The organism is Massilia sp. 05N420, assembly GCF_056397205.1.
The window spans coordinates 16906-32139 of the sequence record NZ_JBFTMX010000039.1 but is presented as its reverse complement, the minus strand read 5'-3'; the positions used below and the strand labels follow the sequence as shown (position 1 = coordinate 32139).

The window sequence follows — 15234 nt, the reverse complement described above, 5'->3', positions numbered from 1 at the left end:
TGGCATAGTCGAGGGGCGTAGCAATGAAAAACTGGATTGCGCGGCTGTTCGGCGGCGTTGATGACGCCGTCGCGTCGCACACGCCTGTGCGGGCCGGCGCACCCGCGCCCCAAGCGCCGGCGCCGGCGTCCGACCGGGCGCCCCTGGACCACGGCCAGGCCTGGTGGCGCTGGCTGACCGCCGGCGTGGCGGCCGCGCCGCCGACCGCACGGGCGCAGCGGCACAGCCAGCTGGTGCTGGCCGAACTCGACCGCCTGCTCGATTCCCCGGACCACGCCGCCGACCTGGTCCCGCGCGTCCCCGAAGTCATTCCGCAGCTGCTGCGCAGCCTGCGCGACGAAGCCGCGTCGAGCGCGGAGCTGGCGCGCCAGGTGGCCCGCGATCCGTCCCTGGTCGCGGAACTCATCCGCGAAGCCAACAGTCCCTACTACCGTTCTTCCGGCCAGGTGCGCACCATCGACGCCGCCCTGCTGGTGCTGGGCCGGAACGGCTTGCGCATGCTGCTGGCCCGTGCCGCCTTCCGCCCGCTGATCGGGACCCAGAACGGCCGCCACAGCCGCCAGGCCGCCCCGCGCATCTGGAGCCATACCGAGAAATGCGCGCTGGCCGCCAGCCTGCTCGCCCCCGGCCTGGGCGCCGATCCTTTCGAAGCCTACCTGGCGGGCCTGATGGACGACCTCGGCCTGATCGTGGCCATGCGCCTGTTCGACGGCATGCTCGACACCGACGCCCTGCCCCAGGACCCGGCCTTCGTCACCGCGCTGCTGGCGCGCACCCGCACGCTGGCGGCCCGCATCGCCCTGCAGTGGGAACTGCCGCCGCCGATCGCCGCCGCAATCCTCGGCGCGGCGGGCAGCGGACCGTCGGCCACCCAGCCGCTGTCCGTCAGCCTGGGCCGGGCCGAAAATCTGGCCCTGCTGCGCCTGCTGTTGGACGACGGCATGCTGGCCGGCGACGACCCGGCCGTGGCCGGCCTCGACGCCGGCTCGGCGCGAGTGCTCGGCGGCCTCGTTCGACTATAATTCCAGCATGCCTTTCGACCTGAAAAAACACCTCCCCAAACCCGGTCAACGCTTTGCCCTGCCGGCGCTGCATGGTTCCTCGGATGCCTATGCGCTGGCCCTTGCCGCGCTCGAGCTGAAGGCCGGCGGGCAGATGCTGACCGTGATCGTGGCGAACGCCAGCGACGGCCAGCGCCTGCTCGACGAAATTCCCTGGTTCGCGGACGGCAAGCTGTCCTGCCACCTGCTGCCGGACTGGGAAACCCTGCCCTACGATGCGTTCTCGCCGCACCAGGACCTGGTGTCCGAGCGACTGGCCACCCTGCACGAGATCCGCAACGGCCAGTGCGACGTGCTGGTGGTGCCGGCCACCACGGCGCTGGTGCGCCTGGCGCCGCCTTCTTTTCTCGCCGCCTACACCTTCTTCTTCCGCCAGGGCGAGAAGCTGGACGAAGCCAGGCTGAAGGCGCAGCTGACCCTGGCCGGCTACAGCCACGTGACCCAGGTGATGTCGCCTGGCGAGTACTCGGTGCGCGGCGGCCTGATCGACCTGTTCCCGATGGGATCGAGCCTGCCCTACCGCCTCGACCTGTTCGGCGACGAGATCGAAACCATCCGCACCTTCGACGCCGATACCCAGCGCTCGCTGTACCCGGTCAAGGAAGTGCGCCTGCTGCCGGGCCGCGAGTTCCCGATGGACGAGCAGGCGCGCACCGCCTTCCGCGGCCGCTGGCGCGAGCGCTTCGAGGGCGACCCGACCCGCTCGCCGGTCTACAAGGACATCGGCAGCGGCATCGCCTCGGCCGGCATCGAATACTACCTGCCGCTGTTCTTCGACCAGACCGCGACCCTGTTCGACTACCTGCCCGAGGAATCCCCGCTGGCCCTGGTCGGCGACATCGAAGCCGCGATCCAGCGGTTCTGGGCGGATACGGAATCGCGCTACAGGTTCCTGAAGGCCGACCGCGAACGCCCGATCCTGGAGCCGAAGGAGATCTTCCTCGGCGCCGAGGATTTCTTCGTCTGCGCCAAGCCGCACGGCCGCTGGGCCATCGCGCGCGATCCCGCCGCCGCCGCTTCCGAATTGTCGGCGCCGATCCCGGACATTGCCGTCAACCGCCGCCTCGAAGATCCGCTGTCGAATCTGCGCTCCTACCTGATGCGCGTGGACACCCGCGTGATGATCTGCGCCGAATCGGCCGGCCGCCGCGAGACCCTGCAGCAGTACTTCAACGAGTACAAACTGGACCTGGCCCTGATCGAAGGCTTCGAGGGCCTGCGCGCCAGCGATGCCAGAGTGGCCCTCGGCGTCGCGCCCCTGCAGGCCGGTTTCGAGCTGTCCGAGGAGTCGACCGGCCGCCTGGTCTTCATCACCGAGACCGAGCTGTATGCGGGCGGAGGCAAACGCGCCGGCAAGAAGAAACAGGAAGCCACGTCCCAGGTCGAGTCGATGGTGCGCGACCTGTCGGAGCTGAAGGTCGGCGATCCTGTCGTGCACATCAACCACGGCATCGGCCGCTACATGGGCCTGATCAGCATGGACCTGGGCGAAGGCGATACCGAGTTCCTGCACCTGGAGTACGCCAAGGAGACCAAGCTCTACGTGCCGGTGTCGCAGCTGCACGTGATTTCGCGCTACTCCGGCGCCAGCCCGGAAGACGCGCCGCTGCACGCCCTCGGCTCCGGCCAGTGGGACAAGGCCAAGAGAAAAGCCGCCGAACAGGTGCGCGACACCGCCGCCGAGCTGCTGAACCTCTACGCCCGCCGCGCCGCGCGCCAGGGACACAGCTTCGAATACTCCGCGGTCGACTACGAGAACTTCGCCCAGAGCTTCGGCTTCGACGAGACGCCCGACCAGCGCGCCGCGATCCAGAACGTGATCCAGGACATGACCTCCGGCCGCCCGATGGACCGCCTGGTCTGCGGCGACGTCGGCTTCGGCAAGACCGAGGTCGCGCTGCGCGCCGCCTTCATCGCCGTCATGGGCGGCAAGCAGGTGGCGATCCTGGCCCCGACCACCCTGCTGGCCGAGCAGCATGCGCAAACCTTCAGCGACCGCTTCGCCGACTGGCCGGTGAAGATCGCCGAGCTGTCGCGCTTCCGCACCGGCAAGGAGATCAACAACGCGATCAAGGGCATGGCCGACGGCACCGTCGATATCGTGATCGGCACCCATAAACTGCTGTCGCCGGACGTGAAGTTCACGCGTCTCGGTCTCGTCATCATCGACGAGGAGCACCGCTTCGGCGTGCGCCAGAAGGAAGCGCTGAAGGCCCTGCGCGCCGAGGTCGACGTGCTGACCCTGACCGCGACGCCGATCCCGCGCACCCTCGGCATGGCGCTGGAAGGCCTGCGCGACTTCTCGGTGATCGCCACCGCACCGCAGAAGCGCTTGGCCATCAAGACCTTCGTGCGCAGCGAAGACGGCTCCATCATCCGCGAAGCCGTTCTCCGCGAGCTGAAACGCGGCGGCCAGGTCTACTTCCTGCACAACGAGGTCGAGACCATCGAAAACCGTCTGGCGATGCTGCGCGAACTGGTGCCGGAGGCGCGCATCGGCGTGGCCCATGGCCAGATGCACGAGCGCGACCTCGAAAAGGTGATGCGCGACTTCGTGGCCCAGCGCTTCAACATCCTGCTGTGCACGACCATCATCGAGACCGGCATCGACGTGCCGTCCGCGAACACCATCATCATGCACCGCGCCGATAAATTCGGCCTGGCCCAGCTGCACCAGCTGCGCGGCCGCGTCGGCCGTTCGCACCACCAGGCCTACGCCTACCTGCTGGTGAACGACGCCCTGAACATGACCAAGCAGGCGCAGCGCCGCCTGGACGCGATCCAGGCGATGGAGGAACTGGGCAGCGGCTTCTACCTCGCGATGCACGATCTGGAAATTCGCGGCGCCGGCGAGGTGCTGGGCGAGAACCAGTCCGGCGAAATGCTGGAGGTGGGGTTCCAGCTCTATTCCGATATGCTGAACGAGGCGGTGAAGGCGCTGAAGGCCGGCCGCGAGCCGGACATGAGCGCGCCGCTGTCCTCGACCACCGAGATCAACCTGCACGTGCCGGCCCTGCTGCCGGCCGACTTCTGCGGCGATGTCCACGAGCGCCTGTCGATCTACAAGCGCCTGGCCAACTGCGAAACCCAGGACCGCATCGACGACATGCAGGAAGAGCTGATCGACCGCTTCGGTAAACTTCCGGATGCGGTGAAGGCCCTGATCGAGACCCACCGACTGCGCATCTCGGCCAAGCAGGTCGGCATCGTGAAGATCGACGCCCACGCGGAAGCCGCCAACCTGCAGTTCATGGAAAAGCCGCCGATCGATCCGATCAGGATCATCACGCTGATCCAGAAAAACCGCCAGGTCAAGCTGGCCGGCCAGGACAAGCTGCGCATCACCGCCGCCATGCCGGACCTGCAGGCGCGCGTGAACCAGGTCAAGCAGACCATCAAACAATTACTAGCTTAAGTTCGCCATGTCCAAGAAACTGATCCTCCAGGGCCCCGCGGCCGACCAGGCCGTGCTCGCACAGGTCGCCGCGCCGGCCTGCCCGCGCAGCAGCACGCCCATCCACGCGCACGCGCTGCGCTGCGAAGGCCTCGACTTCACGCCCGCGCTGAAGGCGACGGTCGAATCCGCCGCCCACGCCGCCGGCGTCGACGCCACCTTCGTCGATACCGGTCTCACCCTGGCCGACTTCAGGCTGGTCGCGATGGACATGGACTCGACCCTGATCACCATCGAATGCATCGACGAGATCGCCGACATGCAGGGCCTGAAGCCGCAGGTGTCCGCCATCACCGAAGCCGCCATGCGCGGCGAACTCGATTTTTCGGAGAGCCTGAAGCGCCGCGTGGCCCTGCTGGAAGGCTTGCCGGTGGAAGCGCTGGAGCGCGTGTACGCAGAGCGCCTGCGCATTTCCGCAGGCGGCGAAGCGATGCTCGAGGCGGTGCAGGCGGCCGGCCTGAAGACCCTGCTGGTGTCGGGCGGTTTCACCTTCTTTACCGAGCGCCTGAAGACCCGCCTGGGGCTGGACTACGTGCACGCCAACGTGCTCGAAGCCGAGGGCGGCGTGCTGACCGGACGGGTGGTGGGCGGCATCGTCGATGCCGAAGAAAAGATGCGCACCGTGCAGCGCGTCTGCGCCGAACTCGGCATCGATCCGAAACAGGCGATCGTGATGGGCGACGGCGCCAACGACCTCAAGATGATGGGGATTGCCGGCCTGTCGGTGGCCTTCCGCGCCAAGCCGGTGGTGCGCGCCCAGGCCGATGTGGCCCTGAATTTCTCCGGGCTCGACGGGCTGCTGACCATCCTGCAATAAACCCTGCGCCACTCGCACGAGGTGTGAGGTGGCGCAAATACTTTTCCTGTTCCGGCTCCGCGATTGGCAGTCTAACGCTCGTCCAACCCCCAGGAGCCGAACATGAAACCGACCCAGTTTGCCGAAAACGATGGCGTCGAGAATGACGCCGCTCCCACGGTTGAAGTTCCCCGGAGTCCGCGACGCCGCGATTTTCTCCGCGCCGGCCCCGCACTCGCCGCGGCGCTGGCCCTGCCTGCCGCGGCACAGGAGCTGCAGGCCCAGGCGGTGGAAGCCTGGGTGGCCACCTGGGGGACGGCGCCGGCCGGCCCGCCGCCCGCGGCCTCGACGATGGTGCTGGCCAACCAGACCCTGCGCCTGATCGCGCATGCCAGCGCCGGCGGCAGCCGGGCGCGCATCCGCATCTCGAACGAAATGGGCAGCGCGCCATTGTCCATCGGTGCGGCGCGCATCGCCCTGCGCGCCGGCGGCGCCGCGCTGGTTGCCGGCACCGACCGCCAGCTGCTGTTCGGCGGGCGGGCCCCGGTCACGATCGCCGCCGGTACCGCCGTACTGTCAGATCCGGTCAGCTTCAACCTGCCGCCCTTTGCCGACCTCGCGGTCAGCCTCTACCTGCCGGCCTCGACCCGCGTCACGACCCTCCACAACCTGGCGCTGCAGGCCGGCTATGTCTCGAGCGCCGGCAACTACAGCGCGGCATCGAACCTGCCGGTCGCGCGCAGCATCGCCACCTGGCCTTTCGTGACCGAGGTCGACGTCAGCGGCGCCTATTCCGGCCTGGCCGCCACGGCGGCTGTCGCCACGCTCGGCGACTCGATCACCGACGGCCAGGGCAGCAGCGCGAATACCAACCGGCGCTGGCCGGACCTGCTGGCGCGGCGCCTGCAGCTGGAGCTGGGCGTGGCCGGGAATATCGGCGTGGCGAACCGCGGCATCGCCGCCAACTCCCTGTTGAAGGATTATCCGGAGGCGATGCTGACCGGCCAGAAGGCGCTCGACCGCTTCGACCGCGACATCGCGGCCACCTCCGGCGTGCGCTGGATGGTCGTGCTCATCGGCATCAACGACATCGTCTACAGCCCGGGGGCGAATCCGATCCCGGTCGGCAGCCTGATCGCCGGCCATCAGCAGCTGGTGGCGAAGGCCCGCGCACGCGGCCTGCGCGCGGTCGGCGCCACCCTGACGCCTTTCGAAGGCCACGTCTACTACACGGCGGCGCGGGAGAACGTGCGCAAGAGCTTCAATGCCTGGATGCGCAGCGGCGGCACCTACGACGCCGTGGTCGACTTCGAGCTGGCGCTGCGCGATCCGGCCCGCATCACGCGCCTGCGCGCCGCTTACGACAGCGGCGACCACCTGCATCCGAACAGCGCCGGCTACCAGGCGATGGCGCAGGCGGTGCCGCTGGCCCTCTTCACGCAGTGAAGGACGGGGTCACCGAGGGCGAGCGCTTCAGGCAGCGCAGCGTGAAGGTCGAGCGCGTGTGGCGCACGCCGGGCAGCTTGTACAGCTTCTGGCGCAGGAAGCGCTCGTAACCCTCGGTGCCGGCCACCGCCACCTTGATCAGGTAATCGTATTCGCCCGACAGCAGATAGGCTTCCATCACTTCCGGCAGCTCGGCAAGGGCGTCGGAAAAGGCCTTGAAGATTTCGTCGTCGTGACGGTCCACCGTGACCTCGATGATCACGGTATCCGGCACGCCCATGCGGCGCTGGTCGAGCAGGGCCGCATAGCCGGTGATGTAGCCGCCGTCCTCGAGCGCCTTGACGCGGTGCCAGCAGGGGGTCGGCGACAGGTTCACCGTATCGGCCAGTTTCTGGTTGCTGATGCGTCCGTCGCGGCCCAGGGTGCGCAGGATCTGGCGGTCGATTTCGTCGAGTTGGCCGTCTTTCATGGCGTCTTCCTTGTCTATACAGGCATGGTTGAAGATAATTCTTTCGCATTTTACTCCGGACGCAAAAGAATCATCCATATTCCCCCGCTCAGGCAGCCGCAACAGAAGCACATTTTTTGTGCGCTGCAGTATGATTCCGGCGTCTTATGTAAGGAGTACTTTGTGTCGGAAGCAGTATCCCGCGGCGGGCTCGGTGTCCAGGGCGCCGCCTTCAATGCCGAATTGCCCCTCATGCTCATCACGCCCGCGCTGTTCGCCGCCAATCTGGTGGTCGCGCGCTGGGCCCAGGGTGCGGCGATTCCTCCCGTGTTCCTCGCTTTCGGCCGCTGGGCGCTGGCCTTCCTGATCCTGATGCCGACCGTCGGCCCGCGCATGTGGGCGCTGCGCGGCACCCTGCTGGCCAACTGGCCGCGCATCCTGCTGTTGTCCACGCTGGGCATGGGCATGGCGGTGGCCCCGCAATACATCGGCGCGCGCCACACCGGCGCCGCCAACGTCGCCATCATCCTGGCCGCCTGTCCGGCCCTGGTGACCCTGGTCGAACGCCTGGTGTGGAAGGCCCCGCTGGGCCGCCGCCAGGGCTGGGGCCTGCTGGTGGCGATCGCCGGCGTGCTGGTGGTACTGACGAAGGGCGACCTCGGCGCCCTCGGCCAGCTCGAGTTCGGCCGCGGCGACCTGTGGGTGGTGCTGGCCGCGATCGGCTGGTCGCTGTACACGGTCTTCAACAAGCGCGTGCCGCTGCCGCCGCTGCCCGGCACCGTCAAGCTGGCGGCCCTGATCGGCGGCGGCGCGCTGGTGCTGGCACCGTTCGCGGCCCTCGAAGCGGCCAGCGGCGATGTGCCGTCATTCGGCGACGGCCGCCTCTACGTGGCGCTCGGCTTCCTGGCCATCGTCCCCAGCCTGGGCGCCTACTTCTGCTTCGACCGCCTGGTGGCGGTGGCGGGGCCGGCGCGGGCCAGCATGTCGGTCTACCTGATCCCGCTGTTCGCGACCCTGGCTGCCTGGCCGCTGCTGGGCGAAGCGCCCCACCTTTATCATGTGGCGGGCTTCGGCATGATCCTGGCCGCGGTGGCCCTGTCGAGCCGGCGCCGCCGCTCCTGAGCTTGCCTCACGTTTCAGGAGAGTGAACAGGTGTAACAGCCTGTAAATCAAAAAGCGGGCGCCACAAGAAACTGGGTAGTATGCAGGTGAGGAGAACCGCCATGAAAAAACTCGCCATCATTCTTGCAGTTGCCGCACTGAGCGGCTGCGCGACCCAGTATCCCGGTCCCGCCAACTACGGCACGCGCGCCTACGCGCAAGCCCCGGACGCGAACGGCTGGCAGGTCGTCTCGGTGACCCCGGTCCCGAACGGCACCGCGGCCCAGGCCGCCGCTTCGGGCAATGCCGGCCGCGTCACCACCTCGGACGCCGTCACTTACAGCCCGGCGCCGAGCGGCCCTACCTACGTGACCCAGCCGGTGTACGTGCCGGCTCCGATCTATGCGCCGGCGCCGGTCTATGATCCGTTCTGGTATCCGCCGATCTCGATCGGCCTCGGCTTCAGCTGGAGCAACTGGGGCGGCCATCGCGGCTACCACGGCGGCGGCCGCTGGCGCGGTCATCGCTAAACCGGAAAATTTGCACTAAAATGGGGAGGTTGCACTGCGGTGCGGCCTCTTTTTTTTCGCCCTGCCATACACCCTCTTCCTTACGTTTTTCTTACGCATTTGCATGAATGACGCATGGTGCAACGCGTCACATGAATCGTTTGCTGTTGCCCAATTGCTATCCTAGAATGGCTCGACGACAGGTCTGCGCCAGCCTCGGCGCGCGCCAGCGTGCGGCATAAAAATCAACTACGGAGACAGCAATGGATTTCAGACTGAAAGCATTGGTTGCAGGGGTAGCACTGGGTTTTTCGATGTCAGGCATGGCGGCGGAGCCGATCAAGATCGGCGTGTCGGGCCCCTTCACCGGCGGCTCGGCGCCGATGGGCGTGTCGATGCGCGACGGCGTCCGCCTGGCGGTGAATGAAATCAATGCCAAGGGTGGCGTGCTGGGACGCCAACTCCAGATGGTCGAACGCGACGACGAGGCGAAGCCGGAACGCGGCGTGCAGATCGCCCAGGAACTGATCAACAAGGAAAAGGTGGTGGCCACCGTCGGCTACATCAACACCGGCGTGGCCCTGGCTTCGCAGCGCTTCTACCAGCAGGCCAAGATCCCGGTGATGAACAACGTCGCCACCGGCTCGATCGTCACCAAGCAGTTTGCCAATCAGCCCGAGAACTACGTCTTCCGCAACTCCGCCAACGACACCATCCAGTCGACCATGATCGCCGAGGAAGCGATCCGCCGCGGCTTCAAGAAACCGGCGATCCTGGCCGATTCGACCAACTACGGCCAGCTCGGCCGCGAAGACCTCGAAAAGGTACTGGCCGCGAAGAGCGTGAAACCGGTCTCGGTCGAGAAGTACAATATCGGCGACGTCGACATGACGGCACAGCTGCTGCGCGCCAAGCAGGCCGGCGCCGACGTCGTGCTCACCTACGGCATCGGCCCCGAACTGGCGCAGATCGCCAACGGCATGCAGAAGCTGGGCTGGAAGGTGCCGATCGTCGGCAGCTGGACGCTCGCAATGGCCAACTTCATCGACAACGCCGGCGCCAACGGCAACGGCACCCGGATGCCGCAGACCTTCATCCAGAACCCGGATACGCCCAAACGCAAGGCCTTCATCGACGCCTACGTGAAAGCCTACAACCCGCCGAACGGCCGCATGCCGTCGGCGGTGTCGGCGGCCCAGGGCTACGACTCGATCTACCTGCTGGCCGCCGCAATCCAGCAGGCCGGCAGCACGGAAGGCCCGAAGATCGCATCCGCCCTGGAAAACCTGAAGACCCCGATCGAAGGCGTGGTCACCACCTACAACAAGCCCTACAGCCACACCGACCACGAAGCCATCAACTTCGACAACACCAAGTTCGGCGAAGTGCAGAATGGCCGGGTTGTGCCGGTGAAGTAAGCCCGCGCACCTAGCGCACTTATCCGTCGCCCCCGCCTGCGCGGGGACGACGGGCAGACGTATCGGTCACTAGGGTAAAAATGGACATCCTCCTCCAGCTGGTCTTCTCCGGGATCGCGCTCGGCATGATCTATGCCGTCATCGCCTTCGGCTATCAACTCACTTTCGCCACTTCCGGCACGCTGAACTTCGGCCAGGGCGAGGCCCTGATGCTGGGCGCCCTGGTCGGCCTGTCCCTGGTCGGGACCATCCACGGCGGTCCCTATATCAGCTACTGGCTGATGGTCCCGCTGGTGATGGTATTCGGCGCCCTGCAGGGCATGTTCGTCGAATGGATCGGGGTGCGCCCGGCGATCCGCATCAAGTCCGAATTCGGCTGGATCATGTCGACCATCGCACTGGCCATCATCTTCAAGAACGTGGCCGAGAATATCTGGGGCAAGGACGTGCTGCCCTTCCCCTCGCCGCTGTCGTCCGAGCCCTTCACGGTGCTGGGCGCGAACGTGCAGCCGATGCAGGTGGCGGTCATCATCGGCGCCGTCGCCATCATGCTGGCGGTCGAGATCTTCAACCGCAAATCGATCTACGGCAAGGCGGTGGTCGCCACCGCCAACGACCGCGACGCGGCCGGCCTCATGGGCATCAACACGCGCATGGTGATCACCTTCTCGTACGCCCTCTCCTCGGCGACGGCGGCCTTCGCCGGCGCCCTGATCGCGCCGCTCACCCTGACCTCCGCCACGATGGGCGCCTCGCTGGGCCTGAAGGCCTTCGCGGTGGCGATCATCGGCGGCCTCACCTCCGGCATGGGCGCGATCGTCGGCGGCATCATCCTCGGCATCGCCGAAACCGCCACCGGCTTCTACCTGTCGACCGGCTACAAGGAAGTGCCGGGCCTGGTGCTCCTGCTGCTGGTGCTGGCGGTGAAGCCGTCCGGCCTGTTCGGCAAGGCCGCGATCAAGAAGGTATAGAGCATGAACAAAAAACTCGCCGTCGCCGTCGCGCTGGGCATCGTCCTGGTCGCGGCCTATCCGCTGCTGTTCGCGAATCCCTACTACATCCACCTTGCCGAGACCATCCTGATCTACGCCATTCTGCTGTACGGCCTGGACATCGTGGTCGGCTACACCGGCCAGGTCTCGCTGGGCCACGCCGGCCTGTTCGGCATCGGCTCCTACATCACCGGGGTGCTGGTGCTGAAACTGGCCATGCCCTGGTACGCGACCCTGCCCGCCAGCGTGATCGGCTGCGCCCTGTTCGGCGTGATCCTTGCCCTGCCTGCCCTGCGCGTGACCGGCCCCTACCTGGCGATGGTGACGCTGGCCTTCGGCACCATCGTGCAAATCCTGATCAACGAGATGACCTTCCTGACCGAAGGCCCGCTCGGCATCCAGCTGCAGAAGCCCACCGTGATGGGCACGGAACTGACCGAGGTCCAGTACTACTACGCGGTGGCCGGCTTCATGTTCCTGTCCCTGCTACTGGTTCACCGACTGCTGCGCTCCCACATCGGGCGCGCCTTCGAAGCCCTGCGCGACAGCCCCATCGCCTCGGACTGCATGGGCGTGTCGGTGTACCGCTACAAGGTCTATGCCTTCGTGATCAGCGCCGGCTTCGCGGGCCTGGCCGGCAGCCTGTACGCCTATTCGGAGCAGTACATCTCGCCGAACAGCTACAACTTCGAGCTGACCATCCTGTTCCTGCTGGCCGTGATCATGGGCGGCCGCAAGAGCCGCCTCGGCTCGCTGATCGGTGCCACCATCGTGGTCATGCTGCCCAGCCTCCTGTCCGACATCGAGGTGTTCCGCAAGATCGCGATCTCGGCCGCCGTCGCCGCCGTCGTCATCGCCGCGCTGATGCTGGCCAAGCGCCGCACCACCGTAGCGCGCGCCGCGGTGCCGGTGGTGGGGACGATCGCGATGGCCGTCTTCGCCTACAGGCTGGACAGCATGGTCGACTGGCGTCTCACCATCTTCGGCCTGATGACCCTGTTCGTCGTCTACTACCTGCAGGACGGCATCGTCGGCTTCTTCAAGAGCCTGTTCGGACGCGGCCGCGTCCACGTCGCCGCGGTCCAGGGCGCCGGCGAGGCCGATCCGTTCGCCGGCATGAAGGCATCCGGTGCGCGTGCCGAAGCCGGCGCCGAGGGCGGCGAGCTGCTGCGCGTGGAGCAAGTGCTGATGCAGTTCGGCGGCCTGAAGGCGCTGAACCAGGTCGACCTGAACGTGGCGCACGGCTCGGTGCATGGCCTGATCGGACCGAACGGCTCGGGCAAGAGCACGATGATGAACGTCCTGACCGGCATCTACAAACCGACAGCCGGCGGCGTCGTATTCGCCGGCCACGCCATCACCGGCCGCACGCCGTCGCAGATCGCGCTGGGCGGCATCGCCCGCACCTTCCAGAACGTGCAGCTGTTCGGCGAGATGACCGCCACCGAGAACGTGCTGGTCGGCCTGCACCACAGCTTCCGTTCGACGGTGGGTGACGCCATGCTGTCCACCCCGCGCTACAAGCGTGAGGAAGCGGCGGCCCGCGTGCGCGCGGCGGCCATCCTCGAATTCATCGGCCTGGCCGACCTGGCGATGGAAGAAGCGCGCAACCTCCCTTACGGCAAGCAGCGCCTGCTGGAGATCGGCCGCGCACTGGCGCTGGATCCGCGCCTGCTGCTGCTGGACGAACCGGCGGCCGGCCTGACCGCGCCCGACATCCGCGAGCTGATGGCGATCATCCGCAAGATCCGCGACCACGGCATCACCATCGTGCTGATCGAGCACCACATGGATGTCGTGATGTCGATCTCGGATACCGTGACCGTGCTCGACTTCGGCCAGAAGATCGCCGAGGGCACGCCGGGCATGGTGCAGTCCGATCCGAAGGTCATCGAGGCCTACCTGGGCGGCGCAGCAGAAGCGCCGCCGCAAGCCGCCGCACATTGAGAGGACAAGCCAAGATGCTATCGATCCAGAATCTGCACGCCGCCTACGGCAAGGTCGACGTCCTGCACGGGATCTCCCTCGAGGTCCCGAAGGGCCAGCTGGTGACCCTCATCGGCAGCAACGGCGCCGGCAAGACCACCACCATGCGCGCCATCTCCGGCATGATCAAACCGAAGAGCGGCAGCGTGCAGCTCGGCGGCCGCGACATCACCGGCCTCGACTCCCACCGCATCGCGCGCGCGGGCCTGGCCCACTCGCCGGAGGGCCGGCGCGTGTTCGCCACCATGAGCGTCACTGACAACCTGCTGCTGGGCGCCTTCCCGCGCTTCACGCGCGCGCGCCCGAAAGGCGACATCCAGCACGACCTCGAACGCGCGCTCGAACTGTTTCCGCGCCTGAAGGAGCGCCGCCTCCAGCTGGCCGGCACCCTGTCCGGCGGCGAACAGCAGATGCTGGCGATGGCGCGCGCCGTGATGCTGAATCCGGATGTCGTGCTGCTCGACGAACCCTCGATGGGCCTGGCGCCCATCCTGGTCGACGAGGTCTTCCGCATCATCGCGCGGCTGAAGTCCGAGGGCGTGACGATGCTGCTGGTGGAGCAGTTCGCGCAGGCGGCCTTGAATGTGGCCGATTATGGCTATGTGCTGGAGAACGGCACCATTGCCGTGCACGGGCCGGCGGCGGATTTGAAAAACGATCCGAAGGTGGTGGCGGCTTATTTGGGGGGCGGGCAGGCGCATTGAGCTGCCGGACTGCCGCGACGGCGTCCCGGCAGACCTGTTCCCTCAAGTTATCGTCTTCTGCTTCGCCTGGATGACCGTCTTCCACAACTCGCGCTTCAGGTTCGCGACCATCTCGTCGGAATAGGCATAGGGCGGCGCCTGGATCGACACGATGCGCCAGAATTCGCCGTTCACCTGGGTCACGCGCATTTCCACGGCATTGCTCTTATCGTCCAGCATGACACCGCTAGATTGCCAGGATGGGCGGGCATCCAATTGCAGGAATTTCCCGCCATCCTTGTAACGGATATCGGCCTTTTGGGCCTCCTGTAATGCTGCGACATAGCCGCCGAGACTGACATCCATACCGCGTTCGACACCAATGATGACGACCGCGCGGCCATTCAATTCCGTGAAAGTGTAAACCTGTTCGCCATCGTCGTTCTTCGACTGGGAATAGCGCCATTGCGCATTGATCGACGAATTCAGGCCGGTCATCGGGTTCTGCCAGATAAAGAACTTCTGCTCGCTCACCTGCTGGTGCGCGCGTACGATTTCCCGGTCCTGCTCCTTCAAAATGCCAATTGTGACGGTCAGCGCAATGGTGAGTAACAGGAAAAGACCAGTGCGCAGCCACCCGGCCTTGCCGGCGTGGACATGCACGCCGGTGTTTTCGTCATAGGATGCTCGCCCGCTTTTGTGCACGTGCCCGCTTTGCCTGTAGAACGCAAACAGGTTAACGAGCGGAATTCCAAACCCGAAGCCGCGGCTCCATACAGCAGCGTTACGGCCGATATAACGGCCGAGGGACAGGCGCCCGCCGCTTGCGTCGGCCACCCCAATACGCAGCAAGGCCTTCCCTGGCGTATTGCCGAAAACGCCGTAGACGAGGGCGTCAAACAGGAAAGCGAACGGTAACACGAGGAATCCATAGATCTGGCTGCTGGCCGGTTTGCCTATCCAGGTGATAAACGCTGGAGAGTACTGCCCTAGCAAATAGGCGGCGCACCAGCCGAGTAACAGGCTTTCCCACCAGAGGTCGAATATCCGAGCAAAGAAACGCCGCCAGTTACCTGCTACCGGACGCTCGAGCACCAGTTGCGGCGGGTTGACGATTGGGATTGGCGGGGGAACGGCGGCACGCAAACCATCCAGCTCAGGCACCCGAGCCAGTTGCGTCCAGGCACCGATCCCTTCTTTCCAGACCATGGTGGCGTCGCTGACCGTGCCGTGCTGCAAAAGACGCTTCAATTCATCATGTTCGATCGGACCGATGCGTTCATTATTATGGAGATACCACCAAGTGCTCATCCGGAATCCTTTGATTGCGCTGAATTGAA

General features: G+C 66.2%; 12 protein-coding genes. 10 read left to right on the top strand and 2 right to left on the bottom strand.

From position 1 onward, the window contains the following. Nucleotides 1–23: 23 nt before the first annotated feature. The 4 genes from AC1DIX_RS21335 (at nt 24) to AC1DIX_RS21320 (ending at nt 6757) form a co-directional block, all read left to right on the top strand. Nucleotides 24–1022 (top strand): HDOD domain-containing protein, encoded by a 999-nt coding sequence (locus tag AC1DIX_RS21335; RefSeq protein ID WP_477327195.1) that lies wholly within the window; start codon nt 24–26, stop codon nt 1020–1022. A 7-nt stretch (nt 1023–1029) separates the two neighbouring features. Next, complete coding sequence (gene mfd / locus AC1DIX_RS21330; protein WP_477327193.1) at nt 1030–4476, top strand: transcription-repair coupling factor; 3447 nt, start codon at nt 1030–1032, stop codon at nt 4474–4476. Nucleotides 4477–4483: 7 nt separating this feature from the next. Then, the gene (serB, locus tag AC1DIX_RS21325) at nt 4484–5332 is read left to right on the top strand and encodes a phosphoserine phosphatase SerB (protein WP_442121998.1); all 849 of its coding nucleotides are present in this window, start codon (nt 4484–4486) and stop codon (nt 5330–5332) included. A gap of 102 nt (nt 5333–5434) precedes the next feature. Next, complete coding sequence (locus tag AC1DIX_RS21320; RefSeq protein WP_477327191.1) at nt 5435–6757, top strand: SGNH/GDSL hydrolase family protein; 1323 nt, start codon at nt 5435–5437, stop codon at nt 6755–6757. On the opposite strand, the gene AC1DIX_RS21315 is transcribed toward AC1DIX_RS21320, so the two are convergent. Further along, nucleotides 6747–7226 carry an Lrp/AsnC family transcriptional regulator gene (locus tag AC1DIX_RS21315; RefSeq protein WP_442121996.1) on the bottom strand — a complete coding sequence of 160 codons (480 nt, stop codon included), beginning with the start codon at nt 7224–7226 and terminating at the stop codon, nt 6747–6749. The genes AC1DIX_RS21320 and AC1DIX_RS21315 overlap by 11 nt on opposite strands. Nucleotides 7227–7388: 162 nt before the next feature. Here AC1DIX_RS21315 and AC1DIX_RS21310 point away from each other — a divergent pair, with 162 nt between their 5' ends. From AC1DIX_RS21310 to AC1DIX_RS21285, 6 genes are all read left to right on the top strand, one after another. Next, nucleotides 7389–8327 carry a DMT family transporter gene (locus AC1DIX_RS21310; protein WP_442121995.1) on the top strand — a complete coding sequence of 313 codons (939 nt, stop codon included), beginning with the start codon at nt 7389–7391 and terminating at the stop codon, nt 8325–8327. A 101-nt stretch (nt 8328–8428) separates the two neighbouring features. After that, a complete protein-coding gene (locus tag AC1DIX_RS21305; RefSeq protein ID WP_442121994.1) occupies nt 8429–8836 on the top strand; it encodes a hypothetical protein in 408 nt (135 codons plus the stop codon). Between the two features lie 242 nt (nt 8837–9078). Then, a complete protein-coding gene (locus AC1DIX_RS21300) occupies nt 9079–10233 on the top strand; it encodes an ABC transporter substrate-binding protein (protein WP_442121993.1) in 1155 nt (384 codons plus the stop codon). Between the two features lie 80 nt (nt 10234–10313). Next, the gene (locus AC1DIX_RS21295; RefSeq protein ID WP_442121992.1) at nt 10314–11204 is read left to right on the top strand and encodes a branched-chain amino acid ABC transporter permease; all 891 of its coding nucleotides are present in this window, start codon (nt 10314–10316) and stop codon (nt 11202–11204) included. Nucleotides 11205–11207: 3 nt separating this feature from the next. Continuing rightward, nucleotides 11208–13172, top strand: coding sequence for a branched-chain amino acid ABC transporter ATP-binding protein/permease (locus AC1DIX_RS21290; protein ID WP_477327187.1), 1965 nt, complete (start codon nt 11208–11210; stop codon nt 13170–13172). 14 nt (nt 13173–13186) lie between these two features. Next, nucleotides 13187–13915 (top strand): ABC transporter ATP-binding protein, encoded by a 729-nt coding sequence (locus AC1DIX_RS21285; protein WP_477327185.1) that lies wholly within the window; start codon nt 13187–13189, stop codon nt 13913–13915. Between the two features lie 42 nt (nt 13916–13957). Here the strand turns inward: AC1DIX_RS21285 and AC1DIX_RS21280 are convergent, their stop codons facing one another. After that, nucleotides 13958–15205, bottom strand: coding sequence for a GYF domain-containing protein (locus AC1DIX_RS21280; RefSeq protein ID WP_477327183.1), 1248 nt, complete (start codon nt 15203–15205; stop codon nt 13958–13960). Nucleotides 15206–15234 lie beyond the last annotated feature (29 nt).

Bases quoted from the DNA above. Each gene is read 5' to 3' on its own strand.
- AC1DIX_RS21335 (WP_477327195.1), top strand. From the start codon at position 24: ATGAAAAACTGGATTGCGCGGCTGTTCGGCGGCGTTGATGACGCCGTC.
- mfd (WP_477327193.1), top strand. From the start codon at position 1,030: ATGCCTTTCGACCTGAAAAAACACCTCCCCAAACCCGGTCAACGCTTT.
- serB (WP_442121998.1), top strand. From the start codon at position 4,484: ATGTCCAAGAAACTGATCCTCCAGGGCCCCGCGGCCGACCAGGCCGTG.
- AC1DIX_RS21320 (WP_477327191.1), top strand. From the start codon at position 5,435: ATGAAACCGACCCAGTTTGCCGAAAACGATGGCGTCGAGAATGACGCC.
- AC1DIX_RS21315 (WP_442121996.1), bottom strand. From the start codon at position 7,226: ATGAAAGACGGCCAACTCGACGAAATCGACCGCCAGATCCTGCGCACC.
- AC1DIX_RS21305 (WP_442121994.1), top strand. From the start codon at position 8,429: ATGAAAAAACTCGCCATCATTCTTGCAGTTGCCGCACTGAGCGGCTGC.
- AC1DIX_RS21300 (WP_442121993.1), top strand. From the start codon at position 9,079: ATGGATTTCAGACTGAAAGCATTGGTTGCAGGGGTAGCACTGGGTTTT.
- AC1DIX_RS21295 (WP_442121992.1), top strand. From the start codon at position 10,314: ATGGACATCCTCCTCCAGCTGGTCTTCTCCGGGATCGCGCTCGGCATG.
- AC1DIX_RS21290 (WP_477327187.1), top strand. From the start codon at position 11,208: ATGAACAAAAAACTCGCCGTCGCCGTCGCGCTGGGCATCGTCCTGGTC.
- AC1DIX_RS21285 (WP_477327185.1), top strand. From the start codon at position 13,187: ATGCTATCGATCCAGAATCTGCACGCCGCCTACGGCAAGGTCGACGTC.
- AC1DIX_RS21280 (WP_477327183.1), bottom strand. From the start codon at position 15,205: ATGAGCACTTGGTGGTATCTCCATAATAATGAACGCATCGGTCCGATC.